This window comes from Streptomyces sp. NPDC054834 (assembly GCF_053611185.1).
Genome location: NZ_JBSGZV010000030.1, coordinates 90,838 through 111,036 on the forward strand (window position 1 = coordinate 90,838; position 20,199 = coordinate 111,036).

At 67.6% G+C, this 20,199-nt stretch carries 14 protein-coding genes and 6 pseudogenes; 12 read left to right on the forward strand and 8 right to left on the reverse strand.

All coding sequences use genetic code 11. The features are described from left to right. The first annotated feature begins 284 nt into the window (after positions 1 to 284). A complete protein-coding gene (locus tag ACWGJM_RS32340) occupies positions 285 to 1,172 on the forward strand; it encodes a hypothetical protein (protein WP_453415289.1) in 888 nt (295 codons plus the stop codon). A 189-nt stretch (positions 1,173 to 1,361) separates the two neighbouring features. Here ACWGJM_RS32340 and ACWGJM_RS32345 read toward each other — a convergent pair. Beyond that, positions 1,362 to 1,657 (reverse strand): annotated as a pseudogene (locus ACWGJM_RS32345) (IS701 family transposase); the annotation flags it as partial. 577 nt (positions 1,658 to 2,234) lie between these two features. On the opposite strand from ACWGJM_RS32345, the pseudogene ACWGJM_RS32350 reads away from it, so the two are divergent. Further along, positions 2,235 to 2,674: pseudogene (locus ACWGJM_RS32350) on the forward strand (phospholipase). A gap of 388 nt (positions 2,675 to 3,062) precedes the next feature. On the opposite strand, the pseudogene ACWGJM_RS32355 reads toward ACWGJM_RS32350, so the two are convergent. Beyond that, positions 3,063 to 4,288 (reverse strand): annotated as a pseudogene (locus tag ACWGJM_RS32355) (IS110 family transposase). Positions 4,289 to 4,425: 137 nt separating this feature from the next. Between ACWGJM_RS32355 and ACWGJM_RS32360 the strand changes: the two are divergent. The 4 genes and pseudogenes from ACWGJM_RS32360 to ACWGJM_RS32375 form a co-directional block, all read left to right on the forward strand. Then, a pseudogene (locus tag ACWGJM_RS32360) lies at positions 4,426 to 5,117 on the forward strand (bacterial transcriptional activator domain-containing protein); the annotation flags it as partial. 713 nt (positions 5,118 to 5,830) lie between these two features. Then, positions 5,831 to 6,322, forward strand: coding sequence for a DUF2975 domain-containing protein (locus ACWGJM_RS32365; protein WP_453415290.1), 492 nt, complete (start codon positions 5,831 to 5,833; stop codon positions 6,320 to 6,322). Further along, on the forward strand, positions 6,322 to 6,543 hold the full coding sequence (locus ACWGJM_RS32370; protein WP_360152031.1) for a helix-turn-helix domain-containing protein: 222 nt from the start codon (positions 6,322 to 6,324) through the stop codon (positions 6,541 to 6,543). The genes ACWGJM_RS32365 and ACWGJM_RS32370 overlap by 1 nt, the downstream gene beginning before the upstream one ends. A 121-nt stretch (positions 6,544 to 6,664) precedes the next feature. After that, positions 6,665 to 7,114 carry a transposase family protein gene (locus tag ACWGJM_RS32375; protein WP_453415291.1) on the forward strand — a complete coding sequence of 150 codons (450 nt, stop codon included), beginning with the start codon at positions 6,665 to 6,667 and terminating at the stop codon, positions 7,112 to 7,114. On the opposite strand, the pseudogene ACWGJM_RS32380 reads toward ACWGJM_RS32375, so the two are convergent. The 4 genes and pseudogenes from ACWGJM_RS32380 to ACWGJM_RS32395 all read right to left on the reverse strand — a co-directional run. Further along, positions 6,997 to 7,578, reverse strand: a pseudogene (locus ACWGJM_RS32380) (IS5 family transposase); the annotation flags it as partial. The gene ACWGJM_RS32375 and the pseudogene ACWGJM_RS32380 overlap by 118 nt on opposite strands. 195 nt (positions 7,579 to 7,773) lie before the next feature. Further along, positions 7,774 to 9,645: a DUF2637 domain-containing protein gene (locus tag ACWGJM_RS32385; protein WP_453415304.1), complete on the reverse strand. Its 1,872-nt coding sequence runs from the start codon at positions 9,643 to 9,645 to the stop codon at positions 7,774 to 7,776. Positions 9,646 to 9,856: 211 nt separating this feature from the next. Continuing rightward, positions 9,857 to 10,342: a hypothetical protein gene (locus ACWGJM_RS32390; RefSeq protein ID WP_453415292.1), complete on the reverse strand. Its 486-nt coding sequence runs from the start codon at positions 10,340 to 10,342 to the stop codon at positions 9,857 to 9,859. Positions 10,343 to 10,351: 9 nt separating this feature from the next. Then, on the reverse strand, positions 10,352 to 11,809 hold the full coding sequence (locus tag ACWGJM_RS32395) for a helix-turn-helix domain-containing protein (protein ID WP_453415293.1): 1,458 nt from the start codon (positions 11,807 to 11,809) through the stop codon (positions 10,352 to 10,354). A 205-nt stretch (positions 11,810 to 12,014) separates the two neighbouring features. Between ACWGJM_RS32395 and ACWGJM_RS32400 the strand changes: the two genes are divergently transcribed. The 6 genes from ACWGJM_RS32400 to ACWGJM_RS32425 all read left to right on the forward strand — a co-directional run bounded on the left by ACWGJM_RS32400 (position 12,015) and on the right by ACWGJM_RS32425 (position 17,474). Then, positions 12,015 to 12,605, forward strand: a complete 591-nt coding sequence (locus tag ACWGJM_RS32400; protein WP_453415294.1) for a hypothetical protein — start codon at positions 12,015 to 12,017, stop codon at positions 12,603 to 12,605. Next, on the forward strand, positions 12,602 to 13,216 hold the full coding sequence (locus ACWGJM_RS32405) for a hypothetical protein (RefSeq protein ID WP_453415295.1): 615 nt from the start codon (positions 12,602 to 12,604) through the stop codon (positions 13,214 to 13,216). The genes ACWGJM_RS32400 and ACWGJM_RS32405 overlap by 4 nt, the downstream gene beginning before the upstream one ends. A gap of 206 nt (positions 13,217 to 13,422) precedes the next feature. Continuing rightward, complete coding sequence (locus ACWGJM_RS32410; RefSeq protein WP_453415296.1) at positions 13,423 to 13,605, forward strand: DUF5999 family protein; 183 nt, start codon at positions 13,423 to 13,425, stop codon at positions 13,603 to 13,605. Between the two features lie 485 nt (positions 13,606 to 14,090). Next, positions 14,091 to 15,281 (forward strand): hypothetical protein, encoded by a 1,191-nt coding sequence (locus ACWGJM_RS32415; RefSeq protein ID WP_453415297.1) that lies wholly within the window; start codon positions 14,091 to 14,093, stop codon positions 15,279 to 15,281. 103 nt (positions 15,282 to 15,384) lie between these two features. After that, positions 15,385 to 16,707 carry a UDP-glucose dehydrogenase family protein gene (locus ACWGJM_RS32420; RefSeq protein WP_453415298.1) on the forward strand — a complete coding sequence of 441 codons (1,323 nt, stop codon included), beginning with the start codon at positions 15,385 to 15,387 and terminating at the stop codon, positions 16,705 to 16,707. Positions 16,708 to 16,760: 53 nt separating this feature from the next. After that, on the forward strand, positions 16,761 to 17,474 hold the full coding sequence (locus tag ACWGJM_RS32425) for a hypothetical protein (RefSeq protein WP_453415299.1): 714 nt from the start codon (positions 16,761 to 16,763) through the stop codon (positions 17,472 to 17,474). A 397-nt stretch (positions 17,475 to 17,871) separates the two neighbouring features. Here ACWGJM_RS32425 and ACWGJM_RS32430 read toward each other — a convergent pair. Further along, positions 17,872 to 17,979: pseudogene (locus tag ACWGJM_RS32430) on the reverse strand (GNAT family N-acetyltransferase); the annotation flags it as partial. Positions 17,980 to 18,675: 696 nt separating this feature from the next. Then, the gene (locus ACWGJM_RS32435; protein ID WP_453415300.1) at positions 18,676 to 19,623 is read right to left on the reverse strand and encodes a phosphotransferase family protein; all 948 of its coding nucleotides are present in this window, start codon (positions 19,621 to 19,623) and stop codon (positions 18,676 to 18,678) included. Positions 19,624 to 20,199 lie beyond the last annotated feature (576 nt).

Genomic DNA, 20,199 nt, shown 5'->3' on the forward strand with positions numbered 1-20,199 from the left:
AGGGAGTAGGCACACCACAGAAGTTGGACCAGAACCAGTACTCGTGAACAGAGCCAGCAGGTCCTGGAGCGCCATGTTTCAGGGGAAGTCCGAGCAGAGCACTCCATCAAGACCCGGATCGGGTTTGCAACACCTGCGCGGCGTCGCCGACCTGCTCCCCATCAACGCAACGCAGCGCACGCCAGCGATCTGGTCCGCCCGTCGCTGCAAAGACAAGTCGGCTCTAACATAACGGTTTGAGCACGCCCGGAGAATATCCACTCAGGGATCCAGAGACTGCTCTCATGTCGCTAGAGGAAGAACAGCCGTCCACCTCGCCACAGGCCTCGTCGCCAGAGGGTGAGTCGTGGCTGCGCTCTCGCGAGCATCAGCGCTACGCGACCTTCAGCACGCTCGGCTGGGTGGCGCTGGGGCTTGCTTTCCTACTCAGTGTGCTCATGGTCATCATGTGGCTGCCGTACAGGCACGACTACTTCTTCGAGGCCACACCCGAGGTCATGGACAGGATCGGCCCCCTGCTCCTACCGACCCTAATCTTGTACCTAACGGGAGGTTACCTCCTCACTGCCCGGCATTCGACGCGCGAACAATTCGAAGAGCGTCGACGTCAACTCGACCACGAGCTTCAAATAGCCACCCGGCAAGCAGAGTTGCTAGCTAATGGTGACTCACGTCAAGCTCAAATGTGGGCTCTCACCAATGAGCGCTTGCAGGGATACCATGACCGTGCATACCGGCAAGCCGACCAGAGCTTCAGAAACGCCCAATGGGCCATTCTGGGAGGCTTCTTCATCGTGGCAGGCACCGCCACGATCGCTGCAGGCAAGACCAGCTTGTCAACTCCGTCCAGCGTGGTCGTTGGCGTGATCGGCACCGTTGGAGCAGGCCTGGCAGCCTACGTCGGTCGGACCTTCCTCCGTCTCCAAGAGACCACTGCCGCCCACCTACGGTCATATTTCGACCAACCACAGGAGAGTTTCCGTTACCTCATGGCTGAGCGTCTGATTGACCGTCTACCCGAAGACCAGCGCTCACAGGCTGTTGAGTACCTCGTACAAGCCATCATGCTCTCCGGCTTGTCGCTCAATGAAGCCCGAACGGCCCTCAACTCGACCGGGCCGGCACAAGCGTCAGGTCAAGAGCAGAGCGCCAGCAGCTCACCCAAACCATAGGACACTACTGATCACTAGAATAATCATCGCATTCTAACTTCCCCACGGTTGATCGGCTCCGTGTCATGGGAACCTGATAGACCCTAATAGGACTCCGTTAGGTCTGTCTCGATCTTGGCCTTGCATGTGTCCCGTTGGGCAGGGGTTGGTGGCAGGTGGTGCAAACGCCGGTTCCGCACGTCCGGGTGCTCTGGAGGGCGTCGAGGACTTGGTAGAAGGTGAAATCGGTCCGGGCACTTTTGGGGCCAGGCGCTGTTCGGTGAGGAAGGCGTGGGCGGCGGTCACGAGGATGACGTGGTGGTGCCAGCCCACCCAGGAACGCCCCTCGAAGAACGCCCCTCGAAGTGGTCCACGCCCAGGCCGTGCTTGAGCTCGCGGTAGTCGTGCTCGATGCGCCATCGGACCTTGGCCAGACGGACCACGTCGGCGATCGGGGTGTCGGCCGACAGGTTGAACAGCCAGTAATCGGTCGGCGCCTCGGCGCCGGCGTCGGTTGAAGCAGCGCTCAATGACCTTGCACCAACGGTAGATCACCCGGTCGAACCCTGGCGGTCGCCCGCCGAGGTGACCGCGATTGTGCCAGTATGTGCGGGCTCTTGGCGGCACCTGGTATAGGCAGCTGCAGAGACCGCGCTACGAGAAGCGGTACCTGGCCGCCGACCGGCGGGCCGCTGAGATGGAAACACCGGGAAGCCTGCGCGAGCTCGTCTACCACGGGGGCTGGTCAAGACGGAACCCAGACCAAGCGACCTGCGGCCGACATAAGACCCCTCTCGTGAGGTTCTGGTTTCGGCAGGCCCCACCGGCCCGGAGCGACACCCCTGGGACCCCCTTCACCGGCTTCGCGCCACCCGGCAGAAACACCCCCAAACCCCAGGCCACAGCGCAATACCGCCACTTCTGGCGCGCGAGCGCCCCCAGTGCCCCCCTGTGCGATTAGTAAGGCCCCCGATCCGCAGCAGAACGGCCCCCGCGCTTCCTTGGCCACGGCGAGCCTGTGGGCGACCACGGAACCAACGCCGCAGGAGGACCAACGTGCGCCGTCCGCTCGTCGCCACGGCCGTGACATCCGCCGCTCTCGCCTTATGCGCCCTGGCCATCACGCCGGCCACGGCCGTACCGGCCGACAAGCCCCAAGTGCTCGCAGGTTGGACGCAGACCAATGCGAGCAGCTACGACGCCTGGGCCGCCGCCCGGGCCAACCAGGGCGCCTGGAGTGCCTACGCCTTCGACTGGAGCACCGACTACTGCTCTTCATCCCCCGACAACCCCTTGGGCTTCCCCTTCAAGATGCCCTGCGCCCGTCACGACTTCGGTTACCGCAACTACAAGGCGGCAGGAACGTTCGCGGCCAACAAAGCTCGCCTGGACAGCGCTCTCTACGCTGACCTGAAGAGGGTCTGCACGGCCTACACCGGCGCCAAACTGACCGCCTGCAACGCGACCGCCGGACCTACTACCAGGCTGTCGACAAACTGGGCAGCTCCCCGGCGGCGGGCTGACCGCCCCTTCTCTCGGCCTGCGGCCCGTCATCGTTCCGCACCCCGGATGCGGCGACGGGCCGCGGACCACTCTTGGCATGACCACGAATCCCTCTAGCTGGGATCTTGCGGAGTGCTCCCCGTTCACGAGGGAGGTGAAGCGCATCTCAATACTGCTCTGACGTCGGCCTGGGGCCACGGATCTGCACTAACGAGCTCGTGCACGGTAGGCAGTGAGTCGTCTCGGATGGCGGCGGGGCCCAGCGTTCACATCTGCCGTGCCGACGTCAGGTCCGCAGCCTGCTGATGGGACAGCAGACCAGCGACGGCCTGGACGGTGTCGCTCATATGCTCGCGGCGGCCGAGGTGGCAGGCCAGAGCCCGCCAGACACCTCACGTTGCCAACATGTCAAGCGGCGGTGGCGAGTTCGGCGGGGAAAGCGGTGCGTTCGTCGAACAATTCGCGCCGCTGAAGACAGTAATAGAGCTCCAAACATTCGATTGAACAGGTTCCGCAGGGCGGCCGCGTGCCAGTCTCCGCGTTCGTCGCGGCGCCGAACGGTAGTGGGCCTTGGCCCCGGGTGATCCGTTCGGAGCGGCGAAGGCCCAGAGGTAGCCAGCATGGTTGAGGTCGTTCTTCACCCACCGCCGCGTGATCCTCGGCTTCTTTCCGGAGGCGCGGGTGATGGGCGAGGAGCCCGCGTATGCCTTCAGTCCCCGGGCGTCGGCGAAGCGGGTGCCGTCGTCACCGATCTCGGCCAGGATCCGGGCGGCGAGGGGGATGCCGAGCCCGGGGAAGCTCAGCAGGATCTCAGCGTCCTAGTGCTGAGGGAACGCGTCCTCCACCGCCTCGGCGAGCTGGTCGGCGGCGTTGCAGGCGGCGTCGAGCTGCATGAGGAGGGCGAGCATCTGTTTGCCGAAGGCGTCCTCCACAAGCGGCGGCTGGTGGGCCCACTCGGCGCGGAAGATGTCTCGGATTCGGTCGGCTTAGGCTACGATGCCGCGCTTGCGGCCAGCCCGCTTGAGGGCGGCCTGGAGCTTGGCGCGGGTCAGGCGTGCCGCCCGTGTCGGAGTCGGGGCGGTCTTGAGGAGTTCACGTGCCTCGGGCCGACGCAGGCCGTTGGTCCAGGTGGCGAAGGCGTCCAGAGCGGCGGGGTAGTACTCGCGCAGCAGGGAGCGGAACTGGTTGGCGAGCTGCTGCCGGTTCCACAGCGCGTCCTGCTGAGCGCGCGCGAGGACGGCGATCGCCCGGCCGAGGTCGGAGCCGTCGGGCAGCGGCCGGTGGGCGTGCATGTCGGTGCGCAGGATGTTCGCCAGGACGAGGGCATCGCCGGGGTCGGACTTCTTGCGCGAGACGCTGTGCCGGTCGTGGTAGTGGGCGGCGGCCAGCGGGTTGATCGCGTACACCTTCCGCTTGCCGGTCCGCAGCACGGCGACCAGCAGGCCGCGGGAGGTCTCGATGGCCACCGGGATCGGGTTCTCCTCGGTGTCGCCGTGCTCGGCGAGAAGCTCCAGCAACAGCTTGTAGCCGACGGCGTCGTCGGATATGTGCCGCTTGGCCACTAACGTGCCGGTGTCGTCGACCAGGGCGACGTCGTGGGTGCGTTCGGCCCAGTCGATTCCGCAGTAGATCAAGGCAGTTCCTTCCCGACGTGCTGATGTCTGCGCTGGTCACGAGCGCATGCGGGCCACGCGTCGCACTAATCCCAGGCATCTACCGCTGCGCGGATGTGCCGCCACCTCACGAGCCGTTCGTGGCACCAGCGCATCCCACGGGCCACGGCCCGCGGATGGCGCAGCTCGCGGCACTGCTGTTCTTCCGTCCCGGCCGGAGTGTGGACGTGCTGTGCGCCGACATGGATCCCATCAGCCCCTGGTCCCCCAGCACCCTCAACGCCCGTCTGCAGGGCCTGCGTCGCTCCCTGGGCAACGATCCCGCCGGCAACCCCTACGTACCGCGCCGCAGTTCCGGTGACGACCCGTACCAACTCGCCCCCGGGGTGCGCTGTGACTGGACCCGCTTCCTGCAACTCGTCGAACACGCCCTGCCGCTGGGCACCTCCGGCCTGACCGACTGGAGAAGGCGCTCACCCTGGTGCGCGGCCGGCCATTCGGGAGCAAGGCCCTGCCCTGGGCTGAGCCCTGCCAGCAGGAAATGGCCACACGCATCATCGACGTCGCACACACAATAGCCACCTACCGCACGCCCGCGGGACCCCACCACAACCTCAGCGCCGCCCGCCAGGCCGTCGCAACCGGCCTCGACGTCGACGACACCGCAGAACTGCTCTACCGGGACTGGCTCCGCATCGAATACGCCGCCGGGAACCGACAAGGGCTGCACACCGCCATCTCCCGCATCCAACAGGTCAACCAGGCACTCGACTGCTCCCTGGAGATCGAGACCACGCAACTCATCAACGAACTCCTCAACGGCTCGGGCACGGCGACGCGCACAGCGTTATTGAGGTTGGTGCGCAGGAGTGCACGCTGCGCGCTAAGGGCTGGGGGCGACGTCTCGGGCCGCGTAGGCGCCCAACTCGTCCAGGGCCGCCGCGTTGGACGCCAGCGGCCGTGTGCGCCACTCCCCCAGTGTTTCCCGAACGGTCCACGCAACCGCGTATGCGTGCTGGACCAGCTCGTCGCCCAGGGCGGCCAATCCCCCGTCCTGAGCACGTCCGGTGCCCACGACCGGCCCATGGAACGGGTACAAGGCTGCGCCTCGCCACGCGCTCGCCAGGACCCACGCGGCGAAGTTCTGCGCGAGCCCGCTCCCGTCTCCGTGGATGTGCAGAACTGCCCGCGGAAGGAACACACCTTGATCAACCGCGCCAGTCGTTCCGATATGATCCCGGACCGCGGAGTGCGCACCGGCTTCGGGCGACGGGTAAGCAGTAGGTAGTTTGGCCATGCGCGGGAGAACGGGCCCTGGCCCACATCGTCTGGAACGGTTCCTCTTCGTCGCAGTCAGGGCTTCGGCGTAGTCGGATGGCGTCCGATTTGTATTCAAGTGAGGCCGACTTCGACAAGATCAAGACGGTACGCGCAACCGCCATGCCATAGGAGGTGGCGACGTCCCGCCACCGTGCGGAACTGCCGCCCACCCGCCGTCCCAGCTCTTGCTTCACCTATCGATTCCCGATAGATTCCGATCGCGATTCGATGGAAGGATGGGGCATGGGAAAGCTGACCGTGCGTGCGCTGCGCGCCCTGCTCGTGGTGGTGCTCGCCGGCACCGTGTTCGTGCAGGCATTGATGGTGTGGACATTGGTCAGCGGGAGCGACCCGGAGGACGGGTCGCTCCCGCTGACCGCGCTGCGCGTGATCACGATCCTGGGCATGGTGTCGGTCCAGGTCGCCCTGGTCTGCGTATGGCGGCTGGTGACGATGGTGCGACACGGAACCGTGTTCTCCCACGCCGCCTTCCGGTACGTGGACGGCGTGATCGGCGCGATCGTGGCGGCTGCCCTCGTGTGGTTCGCGGTCACGGCCATCAATGCGCCGGGCCAGCGGGACGACCCGGGCGTCACCGTCATCATGGGCGGGGTCGGCGTGGCCATCCTGGGGGTCGCGCTCATCGTTCTCTTGCTGCGGATGCTGCTCGCCCAGGCCGTCGCGCGCGACATCGAAGCGGCGCAGATGCAGGCCGAGTTGGACGAGGTGATCTGATGCCGATCGCCGTCGACATCGACGTGATGCTGGCCAGGCGGAAGATGTCCGTGGGCGAGCTCGCGGACCGCGTAGGGATCACACCCGCCAACCTGGCGGTACTCAAGAACGGCCGCGCCAAGGCGGTGCGCTTCGCGACCCTCGCCGCGCTCTGCGAGGTGCTCAAGTGCCAGCCAGGCGACCTGCTGCGCTGGGAGCCCGAGGACGCCGCAGCTGACTGACGCGCCCTTCCAAGATCATGGAGTTCTCGACGCCCCGTAACCCTAGTGGAAGACCGTGCCTGCCGACGCATCATCGCCGACCCCGCCTGCCTCTGACCAACTCCGCGAGCATCCCGAGGCCGTGCCCGAGGAGATCCCGGGCCTGCTGGAGCGACTGGCCGAGGTTCCCGACCCTCGCGATCCGCGCGGCGTACGGCACACTCTGGTCGACGTGCTCACGCTGACCGCGTGCGCGGTTATGACCGGATCGACCTCCCTGCTGGCGGGGGTGAGTGGATCAGCAACGCCCCGCTGCCCGTCCTGGGCGCCTTGGCGTACGGCCCGACCCGCTCTGTCCCCGAACCGGTGCCCGCCGGCGGAGGCGACGATACGGCGGCTGCTGGGCCGCATCGACGGCGACGTCTCGCAGTCCCGGGCCAGACGGCGGGAGTTCACCAACCATGCGAACATGCGCTCTGCCACCCAGCGTCTGAGGAGCACCACGAACCCTGTCATGTCCTCGGTGCGCTTGACGATCTCCAAGGTCAGGGCGAGGTTGTCCCGGCACCAGTCGACGAGGCCGCCGGTGTAGCCGCCGTCGGCCCAGACGAGGGTGATGTCGCGGTGCAGACGGCACAGCCGGGTCAGCAGTCCTGCCGCGGCGTCCCGGTCGCCGATGTTCGCGGCGGTGACCGCAACGACCAGGAGCAGGCCCAGCGTGTCGGTCACGATGTGCCGTTTGCGGCCCGGCACCTTCTTTCCGCCGTCGTAGCCGCGTGAGGCGGCCGGCACCGTCGCGGCGGCCCGCACCGACTGGGCGTCGATGATCCCCGCAGTGGGCTCGGCCTCGCGGCCTTCGCAGTCACGGATCTTCCCGCACAGCCGGTCGTGGAACTCGGTGATCAGCCCGTGCTCGTGCCAGCGGCGGAAGAAAGCGCAGACCCGGCCCCAGTCGGGAAAGTCCGCGGGCATCGCCCGCCAGGAGATCCCGCCCGCGGCCAGGTAGGGGATCGCGTCCAGCAGTTGGCGGTGGCAGTAGCCCTCGGGGCGTCCACCCCGCCCATTTGGCCTCCCGGCACTGCTCGGTCAGATTCGCATCCCCGGGCTACCGAGAGGTTCTGTCTTCATGCGCGTACAACGGGAAGATCACCCGGGCGGGAAGCCTGTTCGAACCACACGTTCCATGATCGGTTGAGATACGGCTTCTAATAGGCCCGCATCGTGCGCAGTTGGTGAGCTGGGCATGGTTTCTCAACCCTGTGGCTGCGCGTGGTGGCGGGTGAGTGTATGCCAGCGCCGCTCGAAGTCGACAGCCTGTTCGGCAATGTAGTCGGTGGTGAGGGGCTTGTTGTGCTGCGCGGTGATCCCGTGGGCTGCGCACTCCTTCGCAATGACATCGAGCGACGGTGCGTCGCTGCGCACCCGATGCTCGGCCCATAGGTTGTAGACACGGAACGGCAAGAGATAGCGGCGCAGGGTGGACGGGCTGACCGGCTTTCCGCCGCGGCCGGTCATGCCCTTCTTGCTTGCAAGGTAGGCGGAGAGCTGCTCGGCCTTGGGTTCCTCGCCGTGCTCGGTCTGGTACTCCGTCCAGGCGAGGTAGTAGCGGTCGACGGTGGTGAGCACGGCAGGCTCCCCTGTCGCGTGATCCTCGCCCGGCGGATTGTCGATGGGGGCGCTCACCCTGGGACTGCGCTTCTCCTTAGCGGGGTGCGCGCCCGCGCCGGCGGGTGTCTCCTCAGGCTCGGCCTCGTTCGTGAGGGGATCGTCAGGTCGCTCCTGTACGGAGGCCTCGGTGGCTTCCTCGGCGGCGGGCGGCTCCGTCTCGTCGAACTCGCGCTGCCTGAAGGCGGAGACGAAGTCCTCCAGGTCTTCACCCGTGATGGGCTGGCCGTTGCCGCCGGTGATCTGGTCCCGCTCGTAGACGTACGTGGCCAGGGCGGCGGCATCGGGGCAGGCCCCTTGTTCCTGCGCGTAGGCGAGCCAGGCGTTGTAGAAGTAGTCACCCCATCCGTCGTCCGCGTCCTGCGGGGCTTGAGGTGCGGTGTCGTTCTCAGCTGAAAGGGTGTGACGTTCTTTGAGGAGACGCAGCAGGGGTTCGAGTTGCTCGTCGGACAGCGGTCCGCCGGCCCCGGTGGCGATGCCGTACTGGTCTTGGAGCCACAGAGCGAACTGCGCCCTGGTGGGCTCGAATCCGAAGGCGGCCATCCAGTCCTGGTAGGCGCTTGCGAGGTGTTGGGCATTCCCTTCGTCCGCGAGGTCATGCGGCTGCTCATGGTGCGCGGTTCGCGGCTGCTCCAGGGACTGGGCCTCCGCGCCGCCCACTTTCGCGGGTTCCTGCTCTTGGCCGACGGCGGCTTCGAGTTCGGGGCTTGGCCGCTGTGCCGGAACCAGGGTCCGCTCGACGGTGAACTGGATCGGCGGCTCGTCAATACCGGCGGCGGCCAGGCCGGCCGGGGCCGTCTCGGCAAGGGGGACGCCGTAGCGGGCCAGGCGCAGCGGCATCAGCGACTCCACCGGCGCCTTCCGGCGCCAGGCACGGCCGAAGCGGGAGCGAAGGCTGGCCTGGTAGACGAGGCGTTCCTGTTCGAGCTTGATCACCTGCTCGTAGGAGCGGAGCTCCCACAGCTTCATACGACGCCACAGGAGGAAGGTCGGGACCGGCGAGAGGAGCCAGCGGGTGAGGCGGACGCCCTCCATGTGCTTGTCGGCCGTGATGTCGGCGATCCGGCCGATCGCGTGCCGGGCCGCCTCGACCGCGACAACGAAGAGGACCGGAATGACCGCGTGCATGCCCACGCCCAGCGGGTCCGGCCAGGCTGCCGCGCCGTTGAAGGCGATCGTGGCCGCCGTCAGGAGCCAGGCCGTCTGACGGAGCAGGGGAAAAGGGATGCGGATCCAGGTCAGCAGAAGGTCCAGGGCCAGGAGAACGCAGATCCCGGCGTCGATGCCGATCGGGAAGACGTAGGAGAAGTTCCCGAAGCCCTTCTTGACGGCCAGCTCACGGACTGCCGCATACGAACCGGCGAAGCCGATACCGGCGATGATCACCGCTCCTGCAACCACCACCACGATCAGGACGCGCTGCGCCCCGGTGAGGGTCGCTGTCGCCGGTGTCTTCACCGCAGTCACTTAATCCGACCCTTCTGTATCAGTAGCCAACAGGTTTCACCCTGTCATGTACGCCATCGCCGTGAAAGTGGCCTCTACGCTGCGCTAGCTGGATGGTGAGGGCGAGACGAGACCGTCTGTCGAGAAAGGGATCCTGCTTGAGCGGCGGACTGGGGCGGAATGCCGGCGTACGGCTCACACGGTGATGCCGAGCCCAGCCTGATCAGCTGCGGCGGGCAGCGCCCTCGGGCCAGATGACGTCAATGGGCAGTCCGGCGTCGCGAGCCTCCAGTACCGTATCCGCCGTACCGCCACCCTTGCCAGACGGCGGCGTTCCATCCCAGACGGCTACGAGTCGGTCAGCTCGCTGGAGGAGCATGCGGTTGGCGCCCTCGTAAGCCAACCGGTTCGCCGTCTCGTGCTCCAAGACGATGACCTCGGCGGCGGTGTCGGTGAGGCGGTCGAAGGTGTCAGCGTGGTCGGCCTTGACCTTGTTCATCCGGTAGTCCTTGGAGGGGATCACCGCGACGAGGCGGCCGCCAAGTTCCACCACAACTTCTGCAAAGAGTGAATCCGATCCCTTGGCGATGCAAGAGAGCCCGGTCAGGTCTGCGGCATATGCGGTCAAAGTCTCTCGCAGGGCGGCGCGCACCAGAGGCACGCTGTCCTCGGTCAGATCCATGTGCCCGGTCACGGCAATCGTGGTCATGTTGCTCCCTCAGCGCGACAACATTTCGCGGATCATTGTCCGGGCCTCTGCCACCGGCCGTGAGGCGCCCCGGCCGACCGTGTACGGATACAGTTGGCTGAGCTGCGTCCGCACGCGACTCGACTGGGTAAGGGCTGCTGCTTCAACGGCGCGTCGCGTGTGGTCTACGGCCCCGTTCAGATCCCCTATGAGGAAGTGGCACTCCGCCAGGCCGATGGTGTCGAGAGCGTGGCTGCGCCCGGCTTCTTCCGGCCCGCGCCGGGCCAGGGCGCGACGGATAAAGTCCGCAGCCCTATCGGCATGCTCTTGGGGCTCCTTGCGGGCCATGTCCAGCAGGCGACCGCCGGTGACACCGGACAGCTCCGCATCGTCGAAGTACGCGATCCAGTACGGTTCGTCGTCCGACTCTGCCTTGGCGAGGGCCTCAGCCGCCTCGCTGGTGGCCCGTCGGAAGGCACCTGCACGCCCCATGGCCGCGTAGGCCCACGCCTCTCGCGTATGCAGCATCGCTTGCAGACGCGATCCCGCAGCTCGGCGCACGCCTTTTTGGGCCAGGTGCACCAACTCGAGTGCATCTTGTGGACGGTCTTGGTACAGCATCTGCCGGGCCATACCAGCGAGTACGTTCGCGCCGAAAGCGGCGTCGCCGGCGGCGTGGGCAGCGCGAAGTGCGAGCAGGTAGTACGACTGCGCCTGTCGCTGGAGTCCAGAATCCCAGGCGATCGTCGCGGCCGTGCCCCCGAGATAGGCCATCACCTGAAAAAGGCCGCGCTCGACGCTTGGCGCCTGGTGGCCTTCCAGATGGCTGGCCACCTCGTTGAGCTGTCCGACGACGGCTTTCCGGCGGAGGCCTCCGCCGTATCGGTGGTCCCAGGCCCTGAACGCACGTGCGGTTCCTTCCAGCTGCCGTACCTCACGCATTCCGATACGGCCCCGGTGGTTTGTGTCTGCTTGGGGGGCTGGCACGGGTTGGAGCCATCCCTCGAGGGATTCGAGGAGCGCGGCGCCGGACACGGCTGCGCTGGCCAGCGCGCGTGTGGCTGTACGACGGTCCATCACAAGGTCACTCCTGGTCAGGTCTCCGGCCAGTTCTACGATCGCGGCGGGGAGCCACGACGTGTCACCGGCGGATAACCGTGCGGCCGGGGTCGGTATCTGCTGGCCTGGGACATCGGGTCTGGCTTCCCAAGGCCTGGCGACAAGCCCCACCATGCGCCCGGGAATTCGCAGCCCATCGGCGATGCGACAAATCACCTCGAAGCTGGTGACTTGCTGCTGACCGCTGATGATCGTTGAAACCTTGCCGGGCGTGAGCTGGCAAGCCGACGCGATGCGGTTCTGGGACAGGCCACCCCACTTCTTGATGAGAGCGAAGGCCGCTGCGAAGTCGTGCTCCGCCAGAGCTCGCTTGACGTCGTCTCTGTCGAGGACGTCGGGAGCGAGCGGTCCAGGTGTGGTGGCGTCCATGGGGCCAACTTCCGGAGTGATCGTATGCCTAGTCACACGCAGTTCCGAAGTAGCAACGAGTGTATTACCGCCTCGGTAACCCCCGCCGGTCATACCACAACTACACGTGGCGGGCGACGCTCGAGGGGCCAACAGCGTTAACCCCGGCGACCGTGCGCACGGCCCAGGGACGGCCCACGCTCAAAGCAACTGAAGGAGCGTCGACATGACGAACGGTACCGCCCCTGGGGCGGACCCAAGTCGCCAAGATATCGAGGCATCGGCCTCGATCAAGCCTGACTTACAAGGTGAATTGACCATGGCGCAGCATCCAGTGAGCTCCATGGTGGCCCTCCTGTCATTACAGGCTGAGGATGAGGCGCGGCGGTGTAGGGAGTGGAGTCTGACGGCGAACGAGGGTGCCGGCCCGAATGCCCGGCTGCGATCGCGTCCATTGCTCACGACGTGGGGGTGGAGGGGGAACGTTGACGCGGCGGCCCGTGTCGCCGACAAGCTCGTGGATAACGCCTTCAGACACGGCCGGCCCTTCCCTGACGGCTGTATCAGCCTCCGGTTCGCTCTGTTTCCGAAGACCGATGCACTGCTGATCGAAGTCTCGGACGCGCTTCCCGCATTCCCCGACTTCGACCAGGCCGCAACGGCCGACCCCGCACCGCAGAGTCCCCCCAACGGTTTGTGGTGGGTGCGTCACTACCAGGGCCGCCTGTCATGGGATGTGAAAAAGGACGACGCGGACCAGGTGGTCGGCAAGACGGTCCGGGCCATCATCCCCGCCGCCTGGGAGGCACCGGCGTGACAGGCACCGGCGTGACAACCACCCAGCTTCCCCGCCGCGCTCCGCAGGCCGAACCGGCACAGGAACGTCCGCCCGCCCCGGAAGCCGTCTTCGCCCAGCCCAAACCCTGGGGAACGCCCGGCGAGGTGGCCCCGGACATGGGGACTCTGGCCGACCGCGTCCGACGGCTGATGACCTTCCAGCGCGGCGGGGACCTCATCCTCCCTCTCGGCGGCCACCTGTTCGACATAGTCGTCACCGCAAGCGGCCCCGAGGCCTACGGGGTGGTGGCGATGCTCGACAAGATCCAGCGCACCGAGCAACAGGACAACCCGGATGCCTGCGGCCCCGTCATCGAGGACCCCGAGCGCGGATGGCTGATCTGGCTCGTCCCGCCCGGCACCAGCACCCATTGGGACCCGCACCGCTACGGTGCGTGCCTGGGCCAGCCCTACCAGCTCGCCCTGCCGCCACTGCCGCAGACGGAGCCGCCCGGGGTGTTCTGGAGGCGCCGCATGCGCGGCGACCGTCTGATACCGCCTATGCCGCTGCGCGAGCTCCTGGACCGTTTCCGGCCCGGCCCCGCACCACACGAAACGCTCCTCGGCTCCGTGCTGAGCTCCATCTCCTGATCTCCGTGTACGGCGGGGTTTTCCTTCCCGGGTCGCACACAGCCGAGTGGGGGTGGAACCTGCCGCTGGCCGCCTGGCACGGCAAGGCGTCCCAACACCTCTCCTTCTGAGGCCTGGACCGCCCGGCCAACCGCCACCATCCCCTACGGCTTTGTAAACCGCTGAAGAGTCCCCCACCGCACAGCACATCCGAAAGGACGCGCAGCATGTGCTGGCATGATCCCCCATGTCCCAGCGACCAGGCTTCAGACCGTGAGGCCGCCAAGGCCATCACGCACGCCCCCGCCCAGGAGTGGGCAGCGCTGTGCAACGGGGTGATCCACTTCGAAGACACCGGCGAACTACTCCCGGATGATCGGGTCATCCCGCCGCACCGGTCGGTCGCCTGAACCAACCAAAGGGCTGGTCTTGAGGTGACTCATCGGACCGTCGAGCGGTTCTTCATGCCGGCGCGGGGCGGCGTCCCCTTTCTGAAGCGCGGCGTCCCGCGCCGGCCATTGCACCACCAGCCCACTCCCCCCTTGGCGCCCGGGCGCCGAGAAGGAGATCGCCCATGAATACCGTCCCCGATGTGACGACTCCCCAGAACTCTCCTGCTTCCGAGTAGGAGTTGCGCGACGCCATGGTGCGGCACGACGCGCACGTCGCCTGGACCGAGATCTACGAGGACCGCAGACGGGTCACCGACGTCGACCGTGAGCGCCTGTTCGATCGCGTCTGAGCCCCGTCTCCTGCAGCCTCCGCATCACCGACGAGACGGACTGATCCCCCGGACCGTCCTGTCGTCCACCACACCCATCGTGAAGGAGAGACCTCCATGGCCGCGTCCTTATACCTCCCCCACTCGGTAATCGAGCAATTGTCTGATTCACAGGTGAGAACCTGGAACGAGCACTTCGCCGGCAACGGCCATGAGCGACCCCGCAGCATCGAGGAAGGGATCTGGCGACGCACGCAGGACCCTGCCAACGCAGCGCAGTCCGGATGGACAGAGGACCTTGCCGGCCGCCGCCGCATCGTCCATTACCGCTACGACTACGGCCTCGACTACACATTCCCCGTGCCGCGGATGGTCCTGGCGGAGCTGTACCTGTACGTGTCGTTCAGGGCCCCGGCCGAGGAGATCAGCACCTATGCCAAGCACATCCAGGGCTGGCTCGCAGAGGGCCGGTGGAAGCAGTACCTGGACGGCTGGCACCGCGGTGACCTGGTCGCCACCGTGACCGAATACGACGTGCACCCCCAGGACGAACGCGCCGGCCGCGAGGCACCCGACGGCTTCCGCTGCCTGGACGTCCGGTTCGTCTCCGAGGGCTACAGCGTCCCGCCGCGCGCCCTGCGCAACCTGCCATGGGACGTCCTCGCAAGCGGAATCCGCGTCAAGGAGCGGCGGGGCAACCCGGCGTACGCTGCGGACCTGACCGGCCTGCTGGACTTCCTTCCCTTCCAGGTGGAAGTCGGATGTGGGACGTCCATCGAGGCGGGCATCATGCCCCTGCACTACCTCCACGAGGTCTACCGGGTCACCGACCGGCGCGACAACGCACTGACGCAGACGCACGCCTTCACCCTCAGCCCGCAGGCCGACACCCTCGTGCAGGAAATGCTTCTCGACGCCCCGGGCAAGGCCGAGGACCTCACACGAATGTTCGCCGCGTGCTTCGTCGCCGAGCCCACGCCCGCCCATCGAGCCCTCAAAGCGCTGCACGACGCCGGACACATGGTCGGTCCGGTCATCACCCACAACTTCGACACACTGTCGGCGCGCGCGGGCCTGCCGGAGGTGTTCGTCCGCCGTTACGACCAGAAGATCCCGCCGGTGCCGCTCCGCGACGAGGCCAAGGCCCTGCTGGTAGTCGGACTGCACGCGGACCGGCGGGCGGTTCAGGCCCGCGCCCGGCAGCGGGGCATGCGCATCTTCTTCCTGGACCCCGAAGGGCTGATGGAGAACGGGTCCTTCAAGGAGTACCCGATCGAGGGCGCCCGCGAAGACGACGTCGTCGTCCGCTCAGAGGCCATCCCCGCCCTGACCCGGCTGTGCGACCTTCTCGGCGTCACCCTCTGACCGGCCCGTGGCCAAAGCTCAACTCCCCCTGAATCAGGGCCGATAGCGTCGTGGGGCGCACACCCCCGTGCGCCCCTACGACAACCACCCATCAAGGACGGCAATGCGCGTTTCGGTAATCGGCTGCGGACACCTCGGTATCCCCCACGCAGCTGCCATGGCAGAGATCGGCCACGAGGTGATCGGTGTGGACACCGATCACGCGAAGGTGGACCGGCTCAACGCCGGCGAGTGCCCCATCTACGAGGCAGGCCTGCCCGAACTCCTCACGAAGCACACCACCAGCGGGCGGCTGCGCTTCACCACCGACGCGCAAGAGGCCGCAGACTTCGCCGACCTGCATTTCCTCGGCGTCGGCACGCCCATCGACTCCGACGGCCGCTCCTACGACACCAGGCAGGTCTTCGGCGCCGTCCGCCAGCTCGTCCCCCACCTGACCCGGCCCTGCACGATCGTCGGGAAGTCCACGGTCACCGTGGGCACCACCCTCCAGCTCACCCACCTCCTCCAGCGCCTGGCCCCGGCCGGCGAGCAGGTCGACGTCGTGTGGAACCCGGAGTTCCTGCGCGAAGGCCACGCGGTCGAGGACAGCCTGCGCCCCGACAGGATCGTCGCCGGGCTGACGACCACCGCGGCGGAGAAGGCGATCCGGGACGTCTACGCCCCGATTCTGGAAGCAACGGGCGTTCCCCTGTTCATCACCGATCCGGCGACCGCCGAACTCGCCAAGGGGGCCGCCAACACCTTCCTCGCACTCAAGATCTCCTACATCAACGGGGTCGCGGACATGTGCGAGGCTGCCGGTGGCGACGTCTCGCAGATCGTAGAAATCCTCGGAGTCGACGCCCGTATCGGACGCGGCAGCATGTCCCCCGGCATCGGCTACGGCGGCGGCTGCCTCCCCAAGGACGTCCGCGCCTTCACCGCCTCCGCCAGGCAGCTCGGCGCAGACAGGGCCGCCACATTGCTGCGCGCCGCCGAGGAGGTCAACGAATCGCGGACGGCCATGGCGGTCGGACTCGTGACCAAGGCGCTCGGCCGTCCGGTCGCAGGCTTGGCGATCACCGTGTGGGGGGCCGCGTTCAAGCCCGGCACGAACGACGTCCGTGAGTCCCCCGCGCTCGCGCTCGCGCAGGCACTCCACCAGGCCGGTGCGTTGGTGACCGTGCACGACCCTCAGGCCGTCCGGACCGCCATGCACCGCAACCCCGAACTCGAATACACCGACGACCTGGAGCAGTCCGTCGACGGAGCCCACGCCGTGGTGCTGGCCACCGAATGGCCCGCATACCGGCTGGCCGACCCCGCGCGGCTGACCAGCCGCGCGGCCCAGCCGCTGATGGTCGACTGCCGCACCACCCTCGATGCCGCCCGCTGGCGCGCAGCCGGCTGGACCGTGCACCAGATCGGGCGGCCCGACAAGTAGCCCCCAGGCCGTACAACGAAGCGGCCCGGCCATCCGACCCGAAGGAGTACCCCGTGGATCTACTCGAGAACGGCACGATGTTCGCCGTCGTGGACGCCCTGTCCGGCGTCTGCGCGTCGGCCGGCATGAACCTGCCCCACGAGGAGCTGCTGGCCCTCCAGATCGCTAAACCGGCCGAGGAAGCCGGCGAGGCCATGCACGCCCTCCAGGGCGTCAAGGGCCTCATGCACAAGTGCGCCAAGACGTGCGACCCCCATGGCGAGCACACGTGGGACGGCGTCAGCAACGACTGCACTGGCGCCTTCTTCGCCTCCCTCATCGCGCTCCACTACATCGACCCCGACGGCTGGCGCGAGACCCTGGTCACCGGCGTACGCCACAAGCTCGCCGAGATCAACAGCCCTCTGGCCGACACCTTCACTGGGGAGAAGCAACTCCTCGACGCCGCAGAGGAACTGGCCAGGACCTACACCGAAGACGCCAGCGGGCTGCCCGCGCACGAGCTGCCGATCCTCGCGGTCGGAAACCTCGCCCGCGAGGCCGGAGAAGCCATCCACGCCCTCCACGGCATCAAAGGACTGCTCACCTGCGACGAGGAGTGCGGCCCAAAAGTCCACTCCTGGAACGGCGTCCAGCAACACCTCATCGGATCATGCCTGACCTCCCTGGTCGCCCTGTACTGCATCGACCCCGATGCCTGGCGCAAAACCTTCACCGACATCACCTTCCGCCGCAGCCGACGCGGCCGCGAAGCCCTGGCTGCCTGACCACCACCTGCCGGCTGTGCCCCACCAACCCCGCGGGGCACAGCCGCTGGGCTGCAACAGAACACGACCGTTGACATACCGGCAGCGAAGGAGAGTGCCGCTTCACGTCACACCTGCAGTGATCCGGAGGAACGGCGATGACTGCGACAGCTCCCCTTTCACCCAAGACGGGGCGCTCGCACATGTACGAGTGCTTGTTCTCCTAGCTCGAGCCGGGCACGGCGGCCGGCCACCGCAGTTCGACCCGGAGGACTACAAGGCAAGGCATGCGGTCGAGCGTGGGATCAAGCGCCTCACGAGGCACCGCGCCGTGGCCACGAGATACGAGAAGCTCGCAGTTCGCTACGAAGCGAGTGTCCTCATCGCGGCCATCAACGAGTTGCTATGACTGACGATGTCATGATGGCGCTGCGTAACAGCGGATGGCCACTTTCTGATGCGGGCTCCACTGCTGCTCGACTGTGGCCATCAGCGCCCAGCCCAGCCGCTCGTACAGGGCCCCCGCTGGCCTTGATACCTCGAGCCGCTCCCTGTCCAGGGCGGGCTGTTCGACATCTAGCCGCGTGGACGGAGGCCGGCCGTATTACCTCCCTCATCCGGCCGCCCGCGTTCGCCCCGCGGGTCCGCGCCGCCGCCGAGCACGCTGGTCGCCCCGTGCTGGGGCGCTCTATACGGCCACCGTCCGGGCAGCGCAGGGCGAGAGCAGCGACTTCGATGGGCTGCGCCGGGTAGCCCGTCGGCGTCGTCGCCCTGCTGGCGCACTTCGCCATCGCGCAGCCGGCCGCCCGCCACCGGGCCTACGCCGACGTCGACGTCACCCCGCAGGTGTTCCTCCGCCTCCTTGGTGCCGCGGACGACGACCGGGTTGGCGACGTCGTCCGGGTGACGATTCCTGTCCTCGTCACCCGCTGGTCTGGCGTCCCGCACCAACGCGAGAAGGTCATTGGGTCCTGGCGGTTCTGGCCCTTGACGGCGCTACCCCAGCCGCTGTTTGTACCAAGCGCACAGTGCCTGACTGCTTGGAACCCCGACCTTCCGCTCGACCATCCACCCGCTGTCTTCGTGGCCTCCTCGGGCGTCGTCGGCAGAGAGAACGGCCGCTCGACCCCCAGGTCCATGTGCCCCTAGATCCACTCGGGATCGTAGGGCACCGCACACACCGTCACCGGAACTTCCCGGCCGCCCGGCTGCCCGCGGTGCGTCACCGGTGCAGGGACTCGGCGACGGCCGGGTCCTCGAGCACGGTGACGCACCAGGCGAAGTGCTCGTCACCGCCGCCCGGCGCGAAGGCGTCGCTCGTGGCCATCGCATAGGCGGCCCGGTACAGCAGGAGGTCGTCGACCGCGTAGCCGAACTCGTCGGCGAACCGCGTGGTGAGCTGCCGGGTGATCTCCGGGGCGTGCTCGGTGCCCGCCGGGAAGATGGCCGCGGCCACGGCGGCGTCGAACCGGGGGTCCCCGCCCGTGGACAGGAAGCCGTAGTCCACGAGGGCGAGCGGCTGCAGGTCGTCGTCCACCAGCACGGTCTCCGGGAAGACGTCACCGTGGACGACCGCCTCGTCGGTACGGGGCAGCGAGCGCAGCTTCCGAAGCAGCCGGGCGCGCGTGTCCTCGAAATCGCGGACATGCGTGGCGAGCCGGTCCGCGCACCGGCTGACCCGCCGGTCCACCAGGTCCGCCAGGGCGGATCCGAAAGTGGTGTGGCCTTCCCACAGCGGGCGTTCCTCGTCCAGCACAGGAAGGTGCTTGACCTCGTCGACGTCATGGGCGTCCGCGAGGGCGCGCAGCACGCCGACCAGGCAGTCGACCGCTTCGGGCAGCACCTCGTCCGGGTCGTCGGTGCGGATCCTGCCCGCCAAGGGCTCGCCGGTCAGCTCCCGCTCCACGGTCATCGGGACACCGTCGATGTCCTCGACGGCGAGGATCTCCGGGGCGCCGAACGGCAGGTGCGCCGCGGCATCGGCGTAGAAACGCTGCATCCACCGCAGTTCGGATCCCCGTCGGCGCTCCCACACCTTGGCCACCGTTCCGTCCCCGAGTCGGTAGACGGCTCCCTCCACCGCCGCCTCGACGGGCTCGGCGTCGGGATATCCGGCGTCGACGAAATGTCGTACGCGCCGGGCCGTGGTGTCCCGTATCGCATCGGACATCTCGTGCCTCCTTCCGCCCCCGGCGTGAACGACCGGCCGGTCGGCGGGGCCGACGCCGGGACCATTTCCCACGGTAGGCCCCTCGCCCGCGCGACACCCGGTGACGGAGCGCTGCCGGGCGCCGTGCGGTCCGCCCACGCATATACGGCGGAACAGTGCCGGCGGATCCTGCGTATCCGGAGCCGACAGTGGCTGTTCCTTCGTACACTAGCGGCCGTCGCCCGCCGACGGCCGCGTCCGGCCACTGCGCGGGGACCCGCCGACGGGCACCATGCACTGCGGCGTCCGTCGGCCGCAGCCCTACCGCTAATCCGGCCGTGCCCCGCCCGGGACGCAGGCCGAACTCGACCTTGCAGGATCGTGGGCGGAGCGGGAGGTGGCCCTTGACCAGGGCGCACGGCGAAGGGCCGCCCGGGCCCCGCAGTCCTGTCGTAGCAGGGCGTTCCCACCTTAGAGCCGAAGCTGCGATTCAGCGCTACCGACTAGTAGGACTCCGTTAGGTCTGTCTCGATCTTGGTGCCGTGTGTATGCCGCTGGGCAGGGGTTGGTGGCAGGTGGTGCAGGTGCCGGTCCAGC